Source organism: uncultured Jatrophihabitans sp., from assembly GCF_964246335.1.
Lineage (GTDB): Bacteria > Actinomycetota > Actinomycetes > Mycobacteriales > Jatrophihabitantaceae > Jatrophihabitans.
This window is the reverse complement of record NZ_CAXTQF010000030.1, coordinates 1-20,457: the sequence shown is the minus strand read 5'-3', so window position 1 is coordinate 20,457 and position 20,457 is coordinate 1. Positions and strand designations below refer to the sequence as shown.

Genomic DNA, 20,457 nt, shown 5'->3' with positions numbered 1-20,457 from the left:
ACTTGTCATCGCGCACGCATGCGCGACGCACGACGCGATCGGGATCGCGCGCACTTCCGGTGCCCCGCGACCGCTGACAGGCTGTGCGACATCCGGATGACCTACCGTCTCGAGGAGTCGCGCCGTGGTCGAACTGTTGGATGTCGACGTCCGTCCTGCGCGGACCCTCACGGCGACGCCGTACCTCGGCGAAGCGCCGCAACGGCCACCCGCCGGGTGGCGCACGACGCTGCGGCCGCTGGCGGTCGACCTCGCCCTGCCGTTCGGTGCGTACTACGTCAGCCGCGACGTCCTCGGCACCACGATGATTACCGCGTTCGCGGTGAGTGGCGCGGTGTCGCTCGGCACGCTGCTCGTCTCGCTGCGCCGCGAGCGCCGGGTCAGCGCGCTGTCCGCGCTGGTGCTCGCGGTCAACGTCGCGGGTCTCGCGCTGACCTTCGTCGGGGGCGACGTACGGCTCGTCGCGGCGAAGGACGCGGTGATCAGCAGCGTGGTGGGCTTCGGCATTCTCGTCTCGGTGTGGCGCGGCCGGCCCGCGCTGGCCGAGGCGTTGCGGCCGTTCATTACCCACGGCCGGCCGCCGCTGGACGACGCCTGGGACCGGCTGACCACGGCGTCGCCGCGCTTTCGCCGGCTCGTCGCCAGCCACTCGCTGGTTCTGGGCGGCGCGTTCGTGGCTGACTGCGTCGTCCGGGTGCTGTGCGCGGCCTACGCGCCGCTCGGCGTGCTCGGCTGGATCGGCACCGCGGCGACCGTAGGTGCGTTGGTGCTCGGCGCCGTCGGCTGGGGGGCCGTGTTCGGTGACCGGCTGGCTCGCATGGTCATCGCCGAGAGTGGCGCAGACTGCGCCGACGCGCCTGGGCCCGGTTGATCAGCCGGGTAACTCGAAGGTCACACAGCGCATGCCGCTGTGCTCCGCGCGCCCGATCCGGGTGAAGCCGGCCTTCGCGAGCACCCGCAGACTTGCGGCGTTCTCCTCCGCCGCGAACGCCGTCAACGGAGCAGTTGTCGGCTGACCGCGATGCCACGTCACGAGCGCCGACGCGATCTCGGTGGCCAGACCCTCGCCCCACCGGTCGCGGCGCAGCGTGTAACCCAGCTCCCAACCCGAACCGCTACGGCCGAAACCCGCCCGGCCGACGAACGACCCGCGCTCGTCCGCGAGCCGCCATTTCGTGCGTCCCGGATCGACCTGTTCGGCCAGGTACCGACCGAGCAGCTCGATCGACTCGGCCCGCGTATCCGGACGCCCGTTGCGTACGTAACGCGTCGTCTGCGGATCGGAGTGCAGCAGGAACAGATCGTCGATGTCGTCAGGCAGCCAGGTGGTGAGCACCAGCCTGGCCGTCGAGAGCACGGTCCGGCGGGGCATGGGGCAATTGTCCGGCCGTTTGGTACCGGCGGATCGCGGTAATTCGACCGCGCTGACGGCGCGCGGGCGGTACCAAGTACCGATGTCAGGCCCCGTCTATCCAATTCGTTCGGCGCAACACGGGCTGCAGAAGGTCACGGCCGGCGACGCCATCGGCGACCTCCTGGAGCACCGCAGCCCGTGCCGAACCCGTCATGACGATGAGACTGTCATGCACCTGGCGAGACCCGCCTCGCCAGGTGCATGACGGTTCCCCACCGCTACCCGCAGAGCTGGGCCGCTACCCGCAGAGCTGGGCCGCTACCCGGAGAGCTGGGCCGCTGCCTGGCAGGCGGTAGCGCCGTGACAGCTCTGCAGTGCGGCGAGCGCCTTCGGCAGTGCGGGGGGCACCCCACCGCTCGCGATGTTGTGCAGCTCGTACGGGTCCTTGGTGGTGTCGTAGTACTCCTGCGAGCCGTCGGCGTACTTCACGTACAACGCGCCCGCGGTGCGTACCGCCTCGTACGTCGGTGGATCGGCGTGTTGGGCGTTCTGCCGGTCCGGGTCACCCGGCTGATCGTTCGGGCCGTGGTGCTCGATGAGGTTGGCCTGCTGCCAGTCCGCGGGACGCTGACCGTGCCAGATGTTCGCCATGCTCACTCCATCGACCGTCGAGCCGACCGCCGAACCGGTCAGCGTCTCGAAGGTCGGCGCGACGTCGATGTTCGAGACCAACTGGGTCGACGTCCGGCCCGCGGGGATGCCCGGGCCGCTGGCGATCATCGGCACATGGATGTCAGTGTCGAACGCGGTCTGTTTGCCGGCGAGCAGCTTGTACTCGCCCATGTGGTAGCCGTTGTCCGAGCTGAACACGATGTAGGTGTTCTTCGCCGCGCCGGACGCCTTGAGCTCGTCCTCGAGGTGGCCGATCATTTGATCGACGGCCATGTCCGCCTCGATGCGCTTGTCGTAGGACGCCTTGAGCTGCGCCTGCTGCTGCGTCGTCAGCGGAGTTCGGCCGGTCAGCCACTTCGGCGGGTTGGTCGGCGTCGTGTCGTACGCGGGGGTCTTCGGGTACGGGACGTTGCTCGCCTTGCCCGCGAACCGCGGCGCCGGCGTGTACGGCGCGTGCGGTGCGAACGTCGCGAGTTCGAGCATGAACGGCTTGCCCTTGGAGGCGTTGTCGTGGATGAAGTCGCCGCCTTTGTGCGACATCACGTCGACGAGGTAGTCCTTCGGGTCGTGCCCGAACTTGTACTGCTTGCCGTTCTCGTTGAGCGTGTAGTTGAACTCCGGGTAGCCATTGCCCGCGACGTCCCACTCGTTCCACCCCGCCGGCTGCTTGTCGGTCGGGTCGTAGCCGTTGAGGTACTTGCCCATGAAGCCGGTGGTGTAGCCGTGCTTCTGCAACGACAGCGCGAACGCCTTCTGCGGGTCGCCGTTCTTGTTGTACGCGGCGTATCCGCCGTCGGAGCCACCGTTGGTGAAGACGCCGTCGTCATGCGGGTACTCGCCGGTGAAGATTGCCGAGCGGGACGGGCAGCACAGCGAGTCGACGACGTTGTAGTTCGCCATCGTCATGCCGGACTTCTGCAGCGCCTGCACGTGCGGCATGTGGCTGATCAGGTTCATCGCCAGGTCGTCGGTCAACACGAAGACGATGTTCGGCTTCTTGGTGTCCTGCGCGGCGTTCGCGTGGCTCGACGAGCACGCCGCGAGTGTGGCGGCGAGAAGCGTGAGGACGCCCAGGACGCAACCGACGGACAGGGCTCGACGAGATCGCTGCATGCCTCGACGGTGCACGGCGCCTGTGCACGACCGATCAGAACGATGTCAGCGTTGTGTACGAGCTACCGTGCTGCATGGCCATTGCCGCCCGCCTGTGGGGCATCACCATCGACTGCATCGACGTGCCGACGGTGGCGGCGTTCTGGGCGCGACTGCTCGGCGCCGACGCGGTCCCGGACGAGGACCTGCCCGGCTGGCTGCGCATCGAGCCGTCGCAATCCGGCGCGCCGCGGTTGAATTTCCAGCCCGTCGCCGAGCCGAAGCAGGGCAAGGTCCGTATCCACCTGGACCTGCGCGTCGACGACATCGACGCCGGCATCGCGACAGTCCGCGAGCTGGGCGGCGCGACCACCGGGGAGCGACACGATCACGACGCCGGCGTGGTCGTCGTGGTGGCCGATCCCGAGGAGCACGAGTTCTGCATCGTGCAGCTGTATGAGTCGGCCCCGCCCGTCGTGCGGCTTCGCGAGATGACCGACGCGGAGTACGACGCGTGGGAGTCGGAGGCGATCGGCTACTACACGCAGGACATCGTCGACGCGACCGCAGAGTCGCCGCAGACGGCGGCAGTACGCGCCGAGCAGCAACTTCGCGAATTGCTGCCCGACGGGCGGCAGACGCCCGGCATGCACCTGTACCGCGTGCTCGACGCGGACGAGACGCCCGTCGGCATCCTCTGGCTCGGCCCGCACCGGCGTCGGCCCGGTGTCGCGTTCGTCTACGACATCACCCTCGACGAGGAACACCGGGGCCGCGGGCTGGGCCGGGCAGCGATGCTCGCGGCCGAACAGGCCGTGCGGGACAGCGGAACGCACACCATCGGGCTGAATGTGTTCGGCTTCAACGACCGCGCGCGCCGGCTCTACGACTCACTCGGCTACCGCGTCGAAGCGACGCAGATGACCAAGGACCTGTGACGCACCGGCGCGGCGCCTCGGACCGCGCACCCGAGCTCGGGGGCGCCTCGACCGCGCACCGCGATTAGGCCACGTCCCTGTAGTGCACGCCACCACCCAGGAACCTTGAGGTTTGCCCGCGGACGTGCGGGCAAACCTCTAGGACCGTGGTTGGGGGTGTGTGTGGGGTGCCGGCGGTGTGCCGCAACAGCACGCGATTCCTCGTCAGGCGCGCAGGTGGTCGGCCAGCAACGCGGCGAGCTCCTCGGGTGCTTCCTCTGCCATGTGGTGGCCGCTGTGCACGACGCCGCCGCGCAGGTCGGTGGCCCACGGCCGCCATACCGCGAGCACATCGCCGTACAGCTCCTCCATGTCGTCCTCCGTCGACCACGCGACGAGGGTCGGGCAGTCGATCGTCCGACCGGCCGCGCGGTCGGCGTCGTCGGCGGCGCGGTCGACGCCGAGGCCGGCGCGGTAGTCCTCGAGCATCGCCCGGACGACCTGCGGGTCTTGGATCGCGTCGAGGAAGTCGGCGTAGTTTTCCGCGCCCATCGCGTCTTCCCGCTCGCCACCGGCGTGGTACCAGGCGAGCGGGTCGGCGTTGATGACGCGCTCGGGGATGTCGGGCTGGGCGAAGAAGAACCAGTGCCACCACGCCTGCGCGAAGCGGGCATCGGCCCGGGCGAGGTGCTCACCGATCGGGATCGAGTCGAGCAGCGCGAGCCGGGTCACTTGCTCCGGGTGGTCGAGCGCGGCACGGTACGCAACGCAGTTGCCGCGGTCGTGGCCCACCACAGAGAACGAGTCGTGCCCGAGTTCGCGCATCAACGCGACGACGTCGCCCGCCATCGCGCGCTTGCTCGCCTGCGAATGGTCCGGCCGCGGCGGCGGGGCGGTGGACCTGCCGTAGCCGCGCAGGTCCGGGCAGACGACGGTGTGCCCCGCGTCGACCAGCAGCGGCGCCACCCGGTACCACGTCGTGTGCGTGCGGGGATGGCCGTGCAACAGCACCACCGGCGGGCCCGCGCCGCCGATACGCACACGCAACCGGACGTCCTCTGCCACGTCGATCTCGCGCAGCGCGAACCCGTCGAACACGGTCGGCTCAGCCGAGCTCGGCGAGCGCCTCGTCGTCCAGCGTGACGTCGCCGGCGCCCAGGTTCTCCTCTAGGTGCTCCACGCTCGACGTGCCCGGAATGAGCAGCACGTTGTCGCTCTGCGCGAGCAACCAGGCCAGCCCGACCTGCGTGGCGGTGACGCCGAGCCGCTGGGCGACCGATTTGACCGCGTCGTCCTGCGTGACGTGCACGGACACCCCGAAGGCCGAGCCGAGCGGGAAGTACGGCACGTAGGGGATGCCGCGTTCCCGGCACAGGTCGAACACCGGCTGGTCGTCGCGCTGGCGAAGGTTGTAGGCGTTCTGCACGCAGACGATGTCCGTGTAGTCGAGCCCTTCGCGCAGCTGGTCGACGTCGACCGTCGACAGCCCGATGCCGCCGATCTTGCCCTCGTCGCGCAGCGCGACGAGCTCGGCGAGTTGGTCGGCGAGCGGAACGTGCTGGTCGTTCGACTCGTCGGCGCCCTCGGTGTGTTCGTCCATCCGGCGCAGGTTGACCGCGTCGATGCGCTCGATCTGCAGGCTGCGCAGGTTCGCCTCGACGCCGGCGCGCAGCTGCTCGGGGCGTTGCGCGCCGATCCAGCCGCCCTTGTCGTCGCGGTCGCCGCCGACCTTCGTGACGAGCACGAGATCGTCGGGGTACGGGTGCAGCGCCGCGTGGATGAGCTCGTTGCTGACGTCCGGCCCGTAGTACTGGGCCGTGTCGATGTGATTGACGCCGAGTTCGATCGCCCTGCGCAGGACGGCCAACGCGGCGTCGCGATCGCGGGGCGGGCCGAAAACCCCTTTGCCGGGCAGCTGCATCGCGCCGAAGCCGATGCGGTGGACGGGACGGCCGACGAGCGTTGCGGTTTCTGTCACTCTGTCGAACCTAGCCCGCCAAGTCCACCCGGCGCAGCTGCTCGACGCGGCTGCCGCCGCCGGCAGGCTCCGCAGGTTGCCAACGGGTGAATTCGAGAAAAGTTCCCGCACCGGGAACAACCGGAGACCGCCACCGCTTAGATTTGGAGATGCCCGAAGAACCATCGACGGAAGACTTCATGACTGCCAAGCACGCACAACTCTCCCTGGCCGACCGCAAGGCGGCGCAGGCGCGCAGCGGTGACCACCGCTGGCTCGTCCTCGTGTTCGTCTCGATCGCCCAGCTCATGATTGTTCTGGACGCGACGGTGGTGAACATCGCGCTGCCGTCCGCGCAGGCCGATCTCGGCTTCGCCAACGACCAGCGGCAGTGGATCGTCACCGCCTACGCCCTCGCTTTCGGCAGCCTGCTGCTGCTCGGCGGGCGCGTCGGCGACTACATCGGCCGCAAGCGCTCCTTCATCGCCGGGCTGTTCGCCTTCGCGATCGCCTCGGCGATCGGTGGCGCGGCGCCGTCCTTCGGCGTGCTCGTCGCCTCCCGGGCGGTGCAGGGCGTCGCGGGCGCGCTGCTCGCGCCGGCTGCTCTGGGCATGCTCGTCACGACGTTCCGTGATCCGCGAGACCGGGGCAAGGCGTTCGGCGTCTTCGGCACCGTCGCTGTCGGCGGCGGCGCGGTCGGCTTGATTCTCGGCGGGGTGCTCACGCAGTACCTGTCCTGGCGCTGGACGATGTACGTCAACGTCGTGTTCGCGCTGGTTGCCGCGGCGGGTGCCCTGATCTACATGACGCACGAGCGCTCGCAGACGCGCCACCGAATCGACGTGCTCGGCACGCTGACCGCCTCGGCCGGGCTGTTCGGGCTGGTCTTCGGCTTCTCGCACGCCGAGACCGCCGGCTGGACGTCCGTGGTCACGCTGACCTCGCTCATCGCCGCCGCCGTCCTGCTCGTCAGCTTCGTGTTCGTCGAAGCCCGGGTCGCGGCCGCGCCGTTGCTGCCGCTGCGCATCGTCGCCGACCGCGCCCGCGGAACCGCGTTCGCCTCCGTCGGCATCGCCGGCATCGCGATGTTCGGCGTGTTCCTGTTCCTGACGTACTACCTGCAGCAGGTCAAGCACTTCAGCCCGGTGTCATCCGGCTTCGCGTTCCTGCCGATGATCGCCTGTGTGATGATCAGCTCGAACGTGTCGAACATCGTCACGCTGCCCCGCTTCGGCCCGCGCATAGTGATCACCATCGGCATGCTGCTCGGCACCGCGGCGATGGCGAACCTGACCCGCCTGGACGTCCACTCGTCCTACGCGAGCGGCGTGCTGCCGTCGCTGATCGTGATGGGCTTCGCGATGGGCATGGTCATGGCACCGGCGATGAACACCGCCACGGCAGGCGTGCAGCCGGCCGACTCCGGTGTCGCCGCCGCATTGGTCAGCACCATGCAGCAGGTCGGCGGCTCCGTCGGCACGGCTGTGCTGAGCACGGCCGCGGCCACGGTGACGACCAACTTCGCCACCGCGCACGCCTCTCTCGGCCGCACTCTCGGGCCGATCGCCGCAACGCACGGCTACACCGCGGTGTTCGTGATCAGCTCGTCGCTGTTCGCGCTGGGTGCGATCATGGGCGTGACGATGTTCCCGTCCCGCACCCGCCTCGAGCAGATGCGCGCCGAGGCTGCCGCGCAGGTGCCGGCGAGCGCTCCTGCCGCTCAGGAGTCCCAGCCCGCACTCGCGCACTGAGCGCTTCTCGATCGAAGGATGGCCGTGGTCGGATATCGACCACGGCCATTCTTCGATCATGAGTCCGGGCCGCCGCCTAGGCTCGCGGGATGACGATGCGTTTCGACGGCGCGATCGCCGGCGTCGGCACTGCGTCCGGAGTGCGACTCGTCGTCGGCATGTGGCCGGACAGCCCGTTCGGCCCCATTGCCGACGTGATGGTCGAGCACGCCGACGGCCACCGGCAGCTGATCGCGCCGCGCGCCGAGGTCGGCGAGTTCATCGCGTCGACGTACGGCTTCGACGACGTCCTGGTCGAACCCACGGCCCTGCGCATCGACGGTGACCGCTGGACCGTCACGACCACGAGCCTGACCGTCACGATGCACGTCGGGCGGCGGACTGCCGTCGGTCAGCTGCTGTCCCTGGTGCCGCGGGCGCTGGCGCGGCAGCGGTGGTGGTGTGTGGTGATCGATCCGGCGGCGCGGGCCGTTCGCCGCGGCGTCCGCACGCACGGCAGCGCCGGGCACGGCCGGCACGAGTACTACTGCGCGCTCGACGAGCACGCCCTGGCCGCGACGACGGCCGTGTGGCGCGGCGAGGATCTAGGCGCTTTGCGGCCGGTGACGCCGCCGGTGCGCTTCGGTTTCGGCTCGACGCCGAGCCGGCCGTCACTCGTGCGCGTCACCACGCTCATCGACGGCGCGGACGGCGGATGACTCACGTTCGCGATACCTGCACGTCAACCGCGGGCACCTCCGTGACATGAGCAAGCATGAGGGATCCGAATCGGACACCAAGCCGGACGACAAATTGGCCGAGAGCCGCGAGACCGGCGGGGTGCCCGACGCGGACGACCCGAACCAGGGCTCCACGACGAGCACGACACCGGACGGCGAGTACGTCGGCCGGGTGGCCGGCGACGACGTCGGCTATGCGGGAGAAACCGGAGCCGAGGCCCGCAGCAACGACAGCTAACTCACTCCCCGCCACCCGCCCGCCCGCTTCTTGCATGCCGAGATGACCAAATTGCAGGGCTGAATCTGGTCGTCTCGGCATGCAGAAGCAAACAGTGGTTACGAGGCGGCGCCCAGGCGCACGTCGGGGGCGCCGAGGCGCGCGGCGTCGGCGGTCTGGTCATCGGGCTGGTGCTGCGACTCCCGCTCGGCCTGCACGCGGTGCTCGTAGTGCTCGAGTTCGCGCGCGACGTCGTCCTCGCTCCAGCCGAGGGCCGGCGCCATCAGCGCAGCCACTTCCGGCGCCACCTTCAGCCCGCGATCGGGCACCTCGATCGACAGCCGGGTGCGGCGGGTCAGCACGTCCTCCAGATGCCGCGCACCCTCGTGCGTGGTGGCGTACACCGCCTCGGCCTTCAGGTACTCGGGCGCACCGGCCAGCGGCTCCCCGAGCTCCGGCCGCTCGTCGATCAACGCCAGCACCTCGTGCAGCAGCGAGCCGTACCGGCCGAGCAGGTGCTCGACCTTGCCGACCCGCAAGCCGGTGCGCTCCGCGATCAGCGCCCGCGAATTCCACAGCGCGTGGTAACCGTCGGCACCGACGAGCAGGACGTCCTCGGTGATCGAGTCCGGCACGAGGCGTTCCATCGCATGCACCGTGGCGTCGACGGCGTCCTTGGCCATCACCCGGTACGTCGTGTACTTGCCGCCGGCAATGATGTGCAGCCCCTTCACCGGGGAGGACACCGCATGCTCGCGGGAGAGCTTCGACGTCGACTCCGACTCGCCGGCCAGCAGCGGGCGCAGCCCGGCGTAGACGCCGACAACGTCCTCGCGGGTCAGCGGATCAGCGAGTAACCGGTTGGCCTGTTCGAGCAGGTAGTCGATGTCGGACTCGGACGCCGCGGGATGCGCGAGGTCGAGGTTCCAATCGGTGTCGGTGGTGCCGATGATCCAGTGACTGCCCCACGGGATGATGAACAGCACGCTGCTCGCGGTGCGCGCGATGATGCCGGTGGCCGAGTTGATCCGGTTGCGGTCGACGACGACGTGCACGCCCTTCGACGCGCGGACGCGGAACTGCCCGCGGCCGCCGACCATCTCCTGGATCTCGTCGGTCCACACGCCGGCGGCGTTGATGACCTGCCCGGCGTGGATCTCGAACTCACGCCCGCTCTCCAGATCCTTCGCGCGCACGCCGACGACGTGATCGCCTTCGCGCAGGAAGCCGACGGCCCGCACGCTGTTGGCGCACAGCGCGCCGTACTCCGCCGCGGTGCGGGCGAGCATCATCGTGTGCCGGGCGTCGTCGACCTGGCCCTCGTAGAAGCGGATCGCCCCGCGGATGGCCGTGCCCTTGCCGCTCGGGAAGGACTCCATCGTCGCCTTCTTGCCCAGGTGTTTCAGGTGGTGCGGCACCTTGCGGCCGCCGCCCATTACGTCGTACACGCCGATGCCCAGGCCGACGTAGGGACGGTCGTACCACTTCTCCAGCGGATAGATGATCGGGATCGGCTTGACGAGGTGCGGCGCCAGCTTCTCGAGCATCAACCCGCGTTCCTTGAGCGCCTCGAACACGAGATGGAACTCGAAGCTCTCGAGGTAGCGCAGCCCGCCGTGGAACATCTTCGTCGACCGGCTCGACGTACCCGACGCGTAGTCGCGTGCCTCGATCAGGCCGACTTTGAGCCCACGCGTGACGGCGTCGAGCGCGGCACCCGTGCCCACCACGCCGCCGCCGATGATCAGCACGTCGAGCTCTTCGACCGCCAGCCGGTCGATCGCGTTCGCGCGCTCGGCCGGCCCGAGGCCCACTGGTTGTGTCATCGCTTCCCCATCACGTCGTCACGTCCCCCTACCCACTCCTAGCTGTACCCCGTCTTCCCACCCGGGGTGGTCGTGATTTGCGTCAATGCAGCGACCATCTCGGGTGGGAAGACGAGGGGGACGCGCACGGGTCAGTCGACGTCCACCCAGTCCAGGGTGCGCTGCACCGCTTTCTCCCAGCCGGCGTAGCCGTCCTTGCGCTGCTCGTCGTTCCACTCCGGCTCCCAGCGCTTGTCCTCGTTCCAGTTCTCGCGCAGCTCGTCGGTGTCGTTCCAGAAGCCGACGGCCAGCCCGGCGGCGTAGGCGGCGCCGAGCGCGGTCGTCTCGGCGACGACCGGCCGGCTGACCGGCACACCGAGGATGTCGGCCTGCAGCTGCATGCACAGGTCGTTGGCCGTGACACCGCCGTCGACCTTGAGCACGTCGACGTGCACGCCGGAGTCGGCCTCCATGGCCTCGGACACGGCGCGGCTCTGGTAGCAGATCGCCTCGAGCGTCGCCCGCGCGAGGTGGGCGTTGGTGTTGAAGCGGGAGAGCCCGACGATCGCGCCGCGCGCGTCCGAACGCCAGTACGGCGCGAACAGCCCGGAAAACGCCGGCACGAAGTACACGCCGCCGTTGTCGTCCACCCGCTTGGCCAGGCCCTCGATCTCCGAAGCGCCGGAGATGATGCCGAGCTGGTCGCGCAGCCACTGCACGGCCGAACCGGTGACGGCGATCGAGCCCTCCAGCGCGTACACCGGCTTGTCGTCGCCGACCTGGTAGCAGACCGTCGTCAGCAGGCCGTTCTCACTGCGCACGAGCTCCTCACCGGTGTTGAGCAGCAGGAAGTTGCCGGTGCCGTAGGTGTTCTTGGCCTCGCCCGGCGCGAAGCAGACCTGGCCGAACATCGCCGCCTGCTGGTCACCGAGGTCGCCGGTGAGCTTGATGCCCTCGAATATCCCGGTGCCCTCGCCGTAGCCGTCCGGGTAGGACGACGGCTTGATCTCGGGCAGCATCGAGCGCGGGATGTTGAACAGCGCGAGCAGCTCGTCGTCCCACTGCAGCGTCTCGAGGTCCATCAGCATCGTCCGGCTGGCGTTCGTGACGTCGGTGACGTGCGCGCCGCCGTTGCGGCCGCCGGTCATGTTCCACAACAACCAGCAGTCGGTGTTGCCGAAGATCGCGTCGCCCTTCTCGGCCGCCTCGCGCACGCCGTCGACGTTCTCCAGGATCCACTGGATCTTGCCGCCGGAGAAGTACGTCGCGGGCGGGAGACCGGCCCGTTGCTTGATCAGGTCGGCGTGCCCGTCGCGTTCGAGCTTGCTGGCGATGCGGTCGGTGCGGGTGTCCTGCCAGACGATCGCGTTGTAGTACGGCCGGCCGGTGTTCTTGTCCCACACCACCGTCGTCTCGCGCTGGTTGGTGATGCCGAGTGCCGCAAGGTCGGACGCCTGCAGGCCGGCCTTGTTCAGTGCGCTCTGCACGACCGACGTCGAGCGCTCCCAGATCTCGACAGGGTTGTGTTCGACCCAGCCGGCCTGCGGCAGCACCTGCTCGTGCTCGAGCTGGTGTTTGCTGACTTCGTTGCCCGAGTGGTCGAACACCATGAAACGCGTGCTGGTGGTGCCTTGATCGATGGCACCCACGTAGTCGGCCATTACAGCTCCTCGCCTTCGTTGTGCCGCACGGTCGCGGCGGTGTCGGTCGGGTCGTCGTCCTCGGGTTCGCCCGGCGGCAGGAAGCGCGAGACGCCGAATTTGTACAGGGCGCCGCCGACCACTCCGCCGACGAGCGGGCCGACGATGGGCACCCAGAAATAGAGGTTGTGGTACTGGTCGCGCCAGGCGTCGTGATAGCCGGTGAAGTACTGCGCCAACCGCGGGCCGAAGTCACGTGCCGGGTTGATGGCGTAGCCCGCGTCGGTGCCCCACGCCATGCCGATCGCGACCACGAGCAATCCAATGATGAGCGGCGCCAGGTTCGCCAGCGGCGAGGTGTTGCGCGCGTCGGTGATCGCGAAGATCAGGAAGACCAGGATCGCGGTGCCGATGATCTGATCGCGCAGTGCGCCGAGCTCGCTGACCGGCAACGAGCCGTTGCCCGGCAGCGTCGAGAACACGGTCTGTGTTCCCGTCGTCGTGTGGTGCGGGTCGAACTTGGCGAGGACCTCGGTGTAGTTCCAGCGGACCAGCAGCGCTGCGACGAATGCGCCGGCCGTCTGCGCCACGATGTACGGCGCGATCTTCGCCTTCGGGAAGCCCTGGAACACCGACAGCGCGACCGTGACGGCCGGGTTCAGGTGCGCCCCGCTGGCCTTGCCGGCGACGTAGACGCCGAGGGTGACCCCGAACCCCCAGGCCCAGGAGATGCTGTCGTGGTCGCCGAGACCGCCCTTGGTCAGCCCGGATCCGGCCACCACCTGCGCAACGACGCCGGCCCCGAACAACAGGATGATCATCGTGCCGAGGAATTCGGCCGCCATTTCACCGACGAGACCCGGCGCCCACGGGATCGGGTCGCGCTTTCCTCGCGCAGGGCTCGCCTCGTGCGCTCCGGGTCGATCTGCTGCCACTTGTTCCGAAGCCACGTGCGTCTCCTCGTAGTCGACCGCCGGCGCGCCCCGGCGAGGCGCGTACCACCGACGCTATGAGCGTCGTCACACCGGCGCAACACCCTGTTGATCCAATCGACTTACTCCCCGCCACTGCTGTCCGGCCACCGAGGTCGTCAGTGCACGAGCGGTAGCTACCCGACACCGCCCGCCGTGGGCAGCAATGGTGCTGCCCACGGAACGCCAACTATCCGTCGCTGAGGCGACACATAGTTGGCGTTTGCGCGGGACGGTGCCCACCACCGCCAGGCGACGCGCGGAAAGCGCACCGCGGCACGGCACACCGACGGCCGGCGGCGGCCCGACCTATTCGTGCAGGTCGGCGGTGGGCAGGTCGCCGAGTGCGCGGAACGCGTCAAGGTACGGGCCGACGTCGCCGCGTTCGGTCCAGCTGCGCAGCTGCCGTTCCGAGCGCCGCGACATCAACGCCCGCGTGAGGTCGAAGTCCGATGCGCGCAGGAGCGTCTGCGCGCCGGCCAGCTCGCCACGCGACAGCCACGTCCAGCGATCACCGACGAACGCGATGGGCGGCAGCTCACGCACCGCGTCGGCGAAGCCGCCGACCATCCGTTCGCGCATGGCCAGCATGCCGTCGGTGTCCTGCGCGCCCGAGACGCCGAGGGCGCCCCGCAGGTCCTGCTCGTGGATGAGCACGTCGCCCATCGGTCGGCCGTTGTTGGCCGCCATCCAGGCAGTGATCGGCTCGGTGAGGCCGCGCCATTCGTCGAGCAGGGCGGCGATGTCGTGCTCGGCGCGCGCGTCGACCTGACGCTGCGTCCAGGCGTCGTTGTGGTCGTCCGGCTCGTCACCGGCCACCACGTCGGCGTCCAGCCCGATCATGTGCGCGAGCAGGTCGTGCACGGTCCACGCAGGCGTCGCCGGCACGACGGTCGCCGCCTGCTCGGCGCTCAGGTCCTCGACCAGCGCGATGACCCGCTGCTGCGATTGCGTCCACTCATCGATCGGGTCCATCGTCCTAGCCAAGCAGACGGATCAGGTCACGCGGACGGCGGCGCCGGGGCCGGCTGGTAGCGCAGCGTCCAGCGGTAGAGCACGCGCACCAGCCAGACGACCGGCAGCACGCGCATCGCGAGGCCGACGGCCAGTGACTGCACCGGCGCGTAGACCCACAGCAGCAGCATGAGGATGGCCGGCAGCTTCATGACCCGCGCGACGAAGCGGGCGCGCGGCGGATCGCGCAGCAGCGCCATCAGGCACGGCACCAGCGTGCTGATCGCGGCGCACGCGAGCAACAGTTGCACCTGCCCGAGCAGGCTGCTGAGCGCGCGGTGGGCGTCGTACACCCGGCCGGGCAGCAGCCCCAACACCAGCGCCTCGATGACGAAGACGCCGACGAGGGCCTCGCCGAGCCGGGCCTGCGAGCGGCGCAGCGGACGGTCGGGCACGTAGGACGGCAGTTCGGTGATCGGGTGCTCGGCCAGCATGCGGGCCCGGTCGCGGTAGATCGCCACGCTCGGGTAGCGCGCCGCGACGCTGCGCACGAGCGCGGTCGGCACCCTGCGGGACAGCCACACGGCCTCGATGCGGGAGAACTGCGCGCGGATGCCGCGCGTCCCGGGCGTCACCCGCCCCCAGCACGAGACGACCGCGACGACGTTGCGCGAGCGCTGCTGATCGCGCAACGCGGCCATCGAGCCGTAGGCCCAGAACCCGCACATGCACCCGGGCGCGCCCGCGACCTCGTGCTGGGAACACCGCGCCTCGTTCGGACCGTCCTGCCAGGCGCGGTCGGCGGCAAACACCGGCCACAGCGAACCGCCGGCGCGCAGGTCGAACGTGCGCAGCGCGGAGATCTCCCCGACCAGCAGCTCCGGACCGTCGAAGTCGGGCCTCACGCCGGTGCCGGCTCCCGCGGCGCAGGTGCGGGTTCGGGGGTGCGTTGCGGTCCGGCCGGCGCGCGCCCGGGCTCGCGAGGTTGCCGCGCGGGCAGCACCTCGATCTCGGGCTGCTCCTCGCCGATGTTGCCCATGCGCACCTCCGTGCGGCCGACGCGAACTACCGAAACGCTACGCCCGCCGGCTCCGCGCAGCGACCGTCTTCGCGGACCGACCGCGGCGACCCAGCTATCGCGCGACCGCCGGCTGCGCGACCTGCCGGCCGCGCCGCAGCCGGGCGCGGACGGCCGCGCCCAGGTAGATCAGCGCGGCGACGGTCATGATGTCGAAGCTCGCCGGCAGGCGGGGTGCCGCGTACGCGATCAGCAGCCCGATCCACAGCGCCACGACGGCCAGCACTACGGCGAGCACCATGCCGCGCCAGGGCCGGTCGGTGAGCAGCTGCGCCGCCGCGGGTGGCGCCGCCAGCAGGCCGAACAGCAGGAGCGCGCCGATCGCCTGGCTCGCCTCGGCCGCCGCAACGCCGACGACGGCGAGGAACACGGCACCGACCACGCGCACCGGCACACCACGCGCCGCGGCCACCGCCGGGTCGAGGCTGGCGAACAACAGCGGCCGGCCGATCAGCACGAGTACCGCGAGCGCGCCGAGCGCGATCCACGCCGCGCTCCGTGCGGCCGCCGCATCGATGCCGAAGATCGAGCCGAACAGCACGTTGACGTTGGCGGCGCTGTCGCCGGTGGCGCGGTGCGTCGTGTAGAGCGCGAGGAAGAACACGCCGAGGCCGAGGATCCAGGAGAACACCGTGCCGATGACGACGTCGTCGGCGACACCGCGGCCGCCCAGCAGGCCGAGCAGCAGGCCGACCACGACGCACGCGCCGAACAGCCCGAATCGCAGATCGACGCCGGCAGCCAGTGCCGCCAGCGAGCCGGCGTAGGCGACGTGCGAGAGCGCGTCGCTCGCGAAGACCTGCCCGCGCAGGACGACGAAGAACCCGACGACGCCGGACAGCACGGCGATCGCGGTGCCGGCGAGCAGGGCGTGCTGGACATAGGGTGCCGCCAGCATGTGTCCGAGCCCGGATATCGGGTCCGCCGCGAGCACCCCGCTCACGTGCCCACCGCCGCGACGGCTGTCCGCGCGAAGCGCCGGTTCCCGACGGCGTCGGCGACGGCGCGGTAGCCGCCGGCCAGTACGAACAGCCCGAAGGCGAACGTCGTCACCCAGAAACCGATCGGGTACGACGAGAAGAACGCGACGCCCTCCCCTGCCCAGGTGACCGCCACCGCGATGAGCACCGACAGGACGAGCCCGGTCAGCGGACGGGCCGTGAGCCGCGCGGCGGTGGCGGCCGGCGCGACGAGCAACGCGAACACCAGCAGGCTGCCGGTCACCTGCGACGTCCCGGCCGCCGCGACGCCGAGCACGACGAGGAACATCGCGCTGAGCAGCCGCACCGGTACACCCCGCGCGCGGGCGACGTCCGGGTCGATGCTCGCGAACAGCAGCCGCCGGCCGATGACGGCGAGCACCGCCAGACACAGCGCGCCCGCGACGAACAGCGTCACCACCTGCCCGTCGGTCACGCCGACGATCGAGCCGAACAGCAGGTTGTTCAGTCCGGACAGGAAACCCTTGTACAGGCTGACGAACAGGAACCCGCACGCGAGCGCGAAGCCCTGCACCGTGCCGACGGCCGCGGACTCACCGGCGAACCCGCCGGCCGACGCGCGCCCACCGGCCGGTAGTGCGGCGATGACCAGCGCCCCGGCGACGCAGAAGCCGAAGTAGCCCAGCGGTGTGGCCAGCCCGAGATACGTGGCCGCGGCGGCGCCCGGAAAGCCGATGACCGCGAGCGTGTGCCCGACGAAGCTCTGCCGGCGCAGCACCATGAAGTAGCCGATGGCTCCCGACACGACGGCCACGATCGTGCCGGCGCGCAACGCGTTGAGCATGAAGTGGAACGCCAACAGCTGCCGCGCGTCGTCGACGACGTTCCAGCCGAGCCCGGTGCTCACGCGCGTGAGCCGGGTGCACGGTGCTCCGCGGGTGCGTCCGGTTGCCCGACCACGACCAGCCGGCCAGTGCGGTCCGTGAGGACGTCGATCGGCGTCCCGTAGAGCATGGAGAGCGTGTCGGCGGTGATGACCTGCTCGGGCGGCCCCATGACGGCCCCGCCGCGCGCTAGGTAGATGACCTGGTCGAGGTAGGACATCAGCGGGTTCACGTCGTGGGCGACGAGCAGCACGGCGACGTTCTCGCTGTGGCTGACGTCGCGGATCAGCCTGCTCACCGCGGCCTGGTTGGTGACGTCGAGGCTGTCCAGTGGCTCGTCGAGCACGAGGAGTGCCGGGCGACGTACCAGGGCCTGCGCGATGAGCAGCCGTTGCTGCTCGCCACCCGAGCACTGGCCGATCGGCCGGCGGGCGTACGCGCTCGCCCCGACGAGTTCGACGACCTCGTCGACGCGCTGCGCGGCGGCCCGGCTGCGCGAACCGGGCACCCACGCGGGCAGCGGCACACCCCAGCGGTCGCCGTCCCAGCCCAGACGCACGATGTCCACGCCGCGCACGCGGGTGGCCGGGTCGAAGGCGCGCCGCTGCGGCAGGTACCCGATCCGCGTGTTGCGCCGGCCCGGCCTGGTGCCGAGGACCGAGGCGGTGCCGGCTGCGGTCGGCACCAGACCGAGCACGGCCTTGAGCAACGTCGACTTGCCGGCCCCGTTCGGCCCCAGGACGGCCACGAACTCGCCGGCCCGGACGGTCAGGTTCACGTCGGACCACACGCGGCGACCGCCGACGACGGCGGCGAGGTCGCGCAGCTCGACGACCGGCGCGCCCGTCTCCCGGCCATCGCTGTGCTGATCGGGCACCGCACCGCCGGACTCCCGGAGCTGTTCGCTCACCTGCCCGTCGCCTTGTGCAGGGCTGCGGCCAGCATCGTCAGCTGCGCGCTCTGCCACTGCTGGAAACTGGCGTTCGCCGGGGCGAGTGTCTCGGTCACCGTCGCCACCGGAATGCCCGCAGCCTTGGCGGCCCGCACCTGCGCCGCGATGTCCGGCGTCGCGTTCTGGCTGTTGTAGACGTAGACCTTGATCGTGTGCGCGGCAATCTGCGATCGAATCGTGTTGAGGTCGGACGTGGCCGGGTCGGTGCCCTCGCTGATGGCCTTGAGGAACGACGGCGGTGTGACGAGGTCGAGCTTCAGCGCCTGCGCGAGTGGCGCGAAGATCGACTCGCTGGCGCCCACGGGGACGCCCGCGTACCTGGTCTGGATCTGCTTGATCAGCGCGTCGTAGCGGGCCAGCCCGGTCGTCGCGAACCTCTGCCGCTGGGCGTCGAAGTAGGCGGCGTCACCGGGATCGAGTTTCTCGAGGTCGGCGGTGATGGCGTCGGCCACCGTGTTGACGTCACCCGGCGAGTACCAGCGGTGCGGGTTGTCGTCGTCCGGTACGTGCACGAGCTTGCCGACGTCGATCACCTGCCGGCCCGGTTCGGGGTTGGCGGCGAGCGACTTGGCGGCCCAGGAGTCATAGCCGATGCCGTTCTCGACGAACAGCTCGGCGCTCGCGACGACCGTGCCGTCGCGCGGCGTGGGCTCGTAGTCGTGTGGGTCGGTGTCCGGGTTCGTGATGATCGACGTCTCGCGCACGTGCGTGCCGCCCAACTGCGACAGGATGCTGCCCCAGGCATTGATGCTGGCGGCGACCGTGACGACCTTGCCGCCGCCGCCGTGCGCCCCGACGGATCCGGCGGCCGACGACGTCCCTGTGTCGGCCCCCGTCGATGCCGTGCTGCACCCGGCAAGGCCGAGCACCGCGATCAACGCGCCACCGACCGCGCCACTTCGTGTCCGTCGGGTCACCGCGCGCCCCCGTCCAGTCGTGCGTCGCCCGGTGGCAAGCGCTGTGCAACCGACCTTATCGGTATCGACAACCACTTTCAATAAAGCCTGAGCCAGGGTGGCACGACGATCCGGCGCTCGGTAGCTTCGTCGCGTGTCAGAGGGGACGGCGCGCGCGTCGACGGGACGGCAGCGCAACACGCGCCAGGCCGGGGCGATCGAGAGCGCGTTGGCCGAGGCCGACGGCTTCCGCACCGCGCACGAGCTGTTCACCCGGATCCGCGCGGGCGGCCAGCACATCGGATTGACCACCGTCTATCGGCACCTCGCGCTGCTCGCCGAGACCGATCGCGCCGACGTCGTACACAACGCGGACGGTGAGGCGCAGTACCGGTTGTGCGGCATGCACGAACCCACCGACGCCGGGGGCACTGCCGAGCACCACCACCACATCGTGTGCCGGCAGTGCGGGCGCAGCGTGCAGGTGTCCGGGCCGGAGGTCGAGGCCTGGGCCGACCGGGTCGCCGAGCAGGCCGGCTACACCGACATCACGCACACCGTCGAGCTGTTCGGGCTGTGCCCGGAGCACTCGCGCCGAACGTCGACCTCCCGCCGACAGCGCGCCGGCGCGTAGCGTCGGCCGGCGTGAGCCTGCCGCTGCCGGACCGCATCGACCTCCGCGAGGTCGGCATGCGCGACGGCCTGCAGCTCGAGGCGCCGATCCCGCTCGACGCCAAGCTGCGGATGCTCGACGCGATCGTCGCCACCGGCGTGCGGCGTGTCGAGGTCACCAGCTTCGTCTCGCCGAAGGCGGTGCCCGCGCTGGCCGACGCCGACGAGGTGGCAGCGCAGCTGGGCCAGTGGCCGGACGTGCACTTCTCCGCGCTGGTGGCGAACACCCGCGGCGCGGTGCGCGCCGTCGACGCCGGCGTGCCGAACCTCGAGTACGTCGTCTCGGCGGCCGATTCGCACAGCCTGGCCAACGCCGGCCGGCCGAGCGCCGAGGCGGCCGCGGCCATCGGCGACATCTCAACGATCGCGCACGACGCCGGTGGCACGCTCGAGGTCATCATCGCGACGGCGTGGGACTGCCCGTTCGACGGCCCGACGGACCCGGCGCGCACGCTGGACGTCATCCGCGCCGCGACCGCCGGTGGTGCGGACCAACTGTGCCTCGGCGACACGATCGGCACGGTGACGCCGCGGCGCACCGTCACGCTGCTCGACGACGTCCGCGCCGCCGCACCGGGCCTCGACGTCGGCGTGCACTTCCACGACACCCGCGGCACCGGGCAGGCCAACGCGCTCGCCGCGATCACCCACGGCGTGCGGCAGCTGGATGCGAGCGTCGGCGGCCTCGGCGGCTGCCCGTTCGCGCCCGGTGCGAGCGGCAACATCGCCACCGAGGAGCTCGTCTACTGGACCGCGGACAGCGGCGTCGAGTCCGGCCTGGACCTGGCCGCAGTGGTCAAGGCGGCGCGGGTCGCGGCGACGGAGGTCGGCCACGAGCTGCCGAGCTCGCTGCTGCGCGCCGGTGTGGGTCTTCCCCGACCCGGGCGGTCCCTGCACGAACAGCGCGGACGTGCCGAGCGACGCCACGTGCTCCTCGAGCGTCTCGCCGCGCAGCGACGGCGGGAGCCGGAGCAGCAGGTCGTTG

The 20,457-nt window shown here is 70.5% G+C and carries 20 protein-coding genes and 1 pseudogene; 7 read left to right on the top strand and 14 right to left on the bottom strand.

Annotated elements, in window-relative coordinates; translation table 11 throughout:
* The first annotated feature begins 124 nt into the window (after positions 1–124).
* Positions 125–871, top strand: coding sequence for a VC0807 family protein (locus tag ACFFCN_RS10390; protein ID WP_375491340.1), 747 nt, complete (start codon positions 125–127; stop codon positions 869–871).
* On the opposite strand, the gene ACFFCN_RS10385 is transcribed toward ACFFCN_RS10390, so the two are convergent.
* Both ACFFCN_RS10385 and ACFFCN_RS10380 read right to left on the bottom strand, forming a co-directional pair.
* Positions 872–1,372 carry a GNAT family N-acetyltransferase gene (locus tag ACFFCN_RS10385; RefSeq protein WP_375491338.1) on the bottom strand — a complete coding sequence of 167 codons (501 nt, stop codon included), beginning with the start codon at positions 1,370–1,372 and terminating at the stop codon, positions 872–874. It lies immediately after the preceding gene.
* Positions 1,373–1,672: 300 nt separating this feature from the next.
* A complete protein-coding gene (locus ACFFCN_RS10380; protein WP_375491336.1) occupies positions 1,673–3,139 on the bottom strand; it encodes a sulfatase in 1,467 nt (488 codons plus the stop codon).
* Between the two features lie 74 nt (positions 3,140–3,213).
* Here ACFFCN_RS10380 and ACFFCN_RS10375 point away from each other — a divergent pair, with 74 nt between their 5' ends.
* Positions 3,214–4,056: a GNAT family N-acetyltransferase gene (locus ACFFCN_RS10375; RefSeq protein WP_375491334.1), complete on the top strand. Its 843-nt coding sequence runs from the start codon at positions 3,214–3,216 to the stop codon at positions 4,054–4,056.
* A gap of 204 nt (positions 4,057–4,260) precedes the next feature.
* On the opposite strand, the gene ACFFCN_RS10370 is transcribed toward ACFFCN_RS10375, so the two are convergent.
* Entirely contained in the window at positions 4,261–5,133 is an 873-nt protein-coding gene (locus ACFFCN_RS10370) for an alpha/beta fold hydrolase (RefSeq protein WP_375491332.1), read from the bottom strand.
* A 7-nt stretch (positions 5,134–5,140) separates the two neighbouring features.
* On the bottom strand, positions 5,141–6,013 hold the full coding sequence (locus ACFFCN_RS10365; RefSeq protein WP_375491330.1) for an oxidoreductase: 873 nt from the start codon (positions 6,011–6,013) through the stop codon (positions 5,141–5,143).
* Between the two features lie 179 nt (positions 6,014–6,192).
* Here ACFFCN_RS10365 and ACFFCN_RS10360 point away from each other — a divergent pair, with 179 nt between their 5' ends.
* The 3 genes from ACFFCN_RS10360 to ACFFCN_RS10350 all read left to right on the top strand — a co-directional run bounded on the left by ACFFCN_RS10360 (position 6,193) and on the right by ACFFCN_RS10350 (position 8,700).
* Positions 6,193–7,743, top strand: a complete 1,551-nt coding sequence (locus ACFFCN_RS10360; RefSeq protein WP_375491328.1) for an MFS transporter — start codon at positions 6,193–6,195, stop codon at positions 7,741–7,743.
* Positions 7,744–7,832: 89 nt separating this feature from the next.
* Positions 7,833–8,441 (top strand): hypothetical protein, encoded by a 609-nt coding sequence (locus ACFFCN_RS10355; RefSeq protein WP_375491326.1) that lies wholly within the window; start codon positions 7,833–7,835, stop codon positions 8,439–8,441.
* Between the two features lie 46 nt (positions 8,442–8,487).
* Positions 8,488–8,700 carry a hypothetical protein gene (locus ACFFCN_RS10350; RefSeq protein WP_375491324.1) on the top strand — a complete coding sequence of 71 codons (213 nt, stop codon included), beginning with the start codon at positions 8,488–8,490 and terminating at the stop codon, positions 8,698–8,700.
* A gap of 98 nt (positions 8,701–8,798) precedes the next feature.
* Here the strand turns inward: ACFFCN_RS10350 and ACFFCN_RS10345 are convergent, their stop codons facing one another.
* From ACFFCN_RS10345 to ACFFCN_RS10300, 10 genes are all read right to left on the bottom strand, one after another.
* Entirely contained in the window at positions 8,799–10,505 is a 1,707-nt protein-coding gene (locus tag ACFFCN_RS10345; RefSeq protein WP_375491322.1) for a glycerol-3-phosphate dehydrogenase/oxidase, read from the bottom strand.
* A gap of 131 nt (positions 10,506–10,636) precedes the next feature.
* Entirely contained in the window at positions 10,637–12,145 is a 1,509-nt protein-coding gene (glpK, locus tag ACFFCN_RS10340) for a glycerol kinase GlpK (RefSeq protein ID WP_375491320.1), read from the bottom strand.
* Positions 12,145–12,969: an MIP/aquaporin family protein gene (locus ACFFCN_RS10335; RefSeq protein ID WP_375491318.1), complete on the bottom strand. Its 825-nt coding sequence runs from the start codon at positions 12,967–12,969 to the stop codon at positions 12,145–12,147. The genes glpK and ACFFCN_RS10335 overlap by 1 nt, the downstream gene beginning before the upstream one ends.
* A gap of 435 nt (positions 12,970–13,404) precedes the next feature.
* Positions 13,405–14,070, bottom strand: coding sequence for a maleylpyruvate isomerase N-terminal domain-containing protein (locus ACFFCN_RS10330; RefSeq protein ID WP_375491316.1), 666 nt, complete (start codon positions 14,068–14,070; stop codon positions 13,405–13,407).
* Between the two features lie 26 nt (positions 14,071–14,096).
* A complete protein-coding gene (locus tag ACFFCN_RS10325; RefSeq protein WP_375491314.1) occupies positions 14,097–14,954 on the bottom strand; it encodes a hypothetical protein in 858 nt (285 codons plus the stop codon).
* Entirely contained in the window at positions 14,951–15,088 is a 138-nt protein-coding gene (locus ACFFCN_RS10320) for a hypothetical protein (protein WP_375491312.1), read from the bottom strand. The genes ACFFCN_RS10325 and ACFFCN_RS10320 overlap by 4 nt, the downstream gene beginning before the upstream one ends.
* A 94-nt stretch (positions 15,089–15,182) precedes the next feature.
* On the bottom strand, positions 15,183–16,070 hold the full coding sequence (locus ACFFCN_RS10315) for a metal ABC transporter permease (RefSeq protein WP_375491310.1): 888 nt from the start codon (positions 16,068–16,070) through the stop codon (positions 15,183–15,185).
* Positions 16,067–16,975, bottom strand: a complete 909-nt coding sequence (locus ACFFCN_RS10310; RefSeq protein ID WP_375491308.1) for a metal ABC transporter permease — start codon at positions 16,973–16,975, stop codon at positions 16,067–16,069. The genes ACFFCN_RS10315 and ACFFCN_RS10310 overlap by 4 nt, the downstream gene beginning before the upstream one ends.
* Positions 16,972–17,862, bottom strand: a complete 891-nt coding sequence (locus tag ACFFCN_RS10305) for a metal ABC transporter ATP-binding protein (protein WP_375491306.1) — start codon at positions 17,860–17,862, stop codon at positions 16,972–16,974. Before ACFFCN_RS10305 ends, ACFFCN_RS10310 begins: the two co-directional genes overlap by 4 nt.
* Entirely contained in the window at positions 17,859–18,821 is a 963-nt protein-coding gene (locus ACFFCN_RS10300) for a metal ABC transporter solute-binding protein, Zn/Mn family (RefSeq protein ID WP_375491304.1), read from the bottom strand. Before ACFFCN_RS10300 ends, ACFFCN_RS10305 begins: the two co-directional genes overlap by 4 nt.
* A 133-nt stretch (positions 18,822–18,954) precedes the next feature.
* Between ACFFCN_RS10300 and ACFFCN_RS10295 the strand changes: the two genes are divergently transcribed.
* Both ACFFCN_RS10295 and ACFFCN_RS10290 read left to right on the top strand, forming a co-directional pair.
* Positions 18,955–19,434: a Fur family transcriptional regulator gene (locus tag ACFFCN_RS10295; RefSeq protein ID WP_375491302.1), complete on the top strand. Its 480-nt coding sequence runs from the start codon at positions 18,955–18,957 to the stop codon at positions 19,432–19,434.
* 56 nt (positions 19,435–19,490) lie between these two features.
* Positions 19,491–20,336, top strand: a pseudogene (locus tag ACFFCN_RS10290) (hydroxymethylglutaryl-CoA lyase); the annotation flags it as partial.
* Between the last annotated feature and the right edge of the window lie 121 nt (positions 20,337–20,457).

What these genes read in the sequence shown, in the direction of transcription:
- ACFFCN_RS10380 (WP_375491336.1), bottom strand. Translation starts at nt 3,139, where the DNA reads ATGCAGCGATCTCGTCGAGCCCTGTCCGTCGGTTGCGTCCTGGGCGTC.
- ACFFCN_RS10350 (WP_375491324.1), top strand. Translation starts at nt 8,488, where the DNA reads ATGAGCAAGCATGAGGGATCCGAATCGGACACCAAGCCGGACGACAAA.
- ACFFCN_RS10320 (WP_375491312.1), bottom strand. Translation starts at nt 15,088, where the DNA reads ATGGGCAACATCGGCGAGGAGCAGCCCGAGATCGAGGTGCTGCCCGCG.
- ACFFCN_RS10345 (WP_375491322.1), bottom strand. Translation starts at nt 10,505, where the DNA reads ATGACACAACCAGTGGGCCTCGGGCCGGCCGAGCGCGCGAACGCGATC.
- ACFFCN_RS10335 (WP_375491318.1), bottom strand. Translation starts at nt 12,969, where the DNA reads ATGGCGGCCGAATTCCTCGGCACGATGATCATCCTGTTGTTCGGGGCC.
- ACFFCN_RS10385 (WP_375491338.1), bottom strand. Translation starts at nt 1,372, where the DNA reads ATGCCCCGCCGGACCGTGCTCTCGACGGCCAGGCTGGTGCTCACCACC.
- ACFFCN_RS10355 (WP_375491326.1), top strand. Translation starts at nt 7,833, where the DNA reads ATGACGATGCGTTTCGACGGCGCGATCGCCGGCGTCGGCACTGCGTCC.
- ACFFCN_RS10330 (WP_375491316.1), bottom strand. Translation starts at nt 14,070, where the DNA reads ATGGACCCGATCGATGAGTGGACGCAATCGCAGCAGCGGGTCATCGCG.
- glpK (WP_375491320.1), bottom strand. Translation starts at nt 12,145, where the DNA reads ATGGCCGACTACGTGGGTGCCATCGATCAAGGCACCACCAGCACGCGT.
- ACFFCN_RS10360 (WP_375491328.1), top strand. Translation starts at nt 6,193, where the DNA reads ATGACTGCCAAGCACGCACAACTCTCCCTGGCCGACCGCAAGGCGGCG.
- ACFFCN_RS10375 (WP_375491334.1), top strand. Translation starts at nt 3,214, where the DNA reads ATGGCCATTGCCGCCCGCCTGTGGGGCATCACCATCGACTGCATCGAC.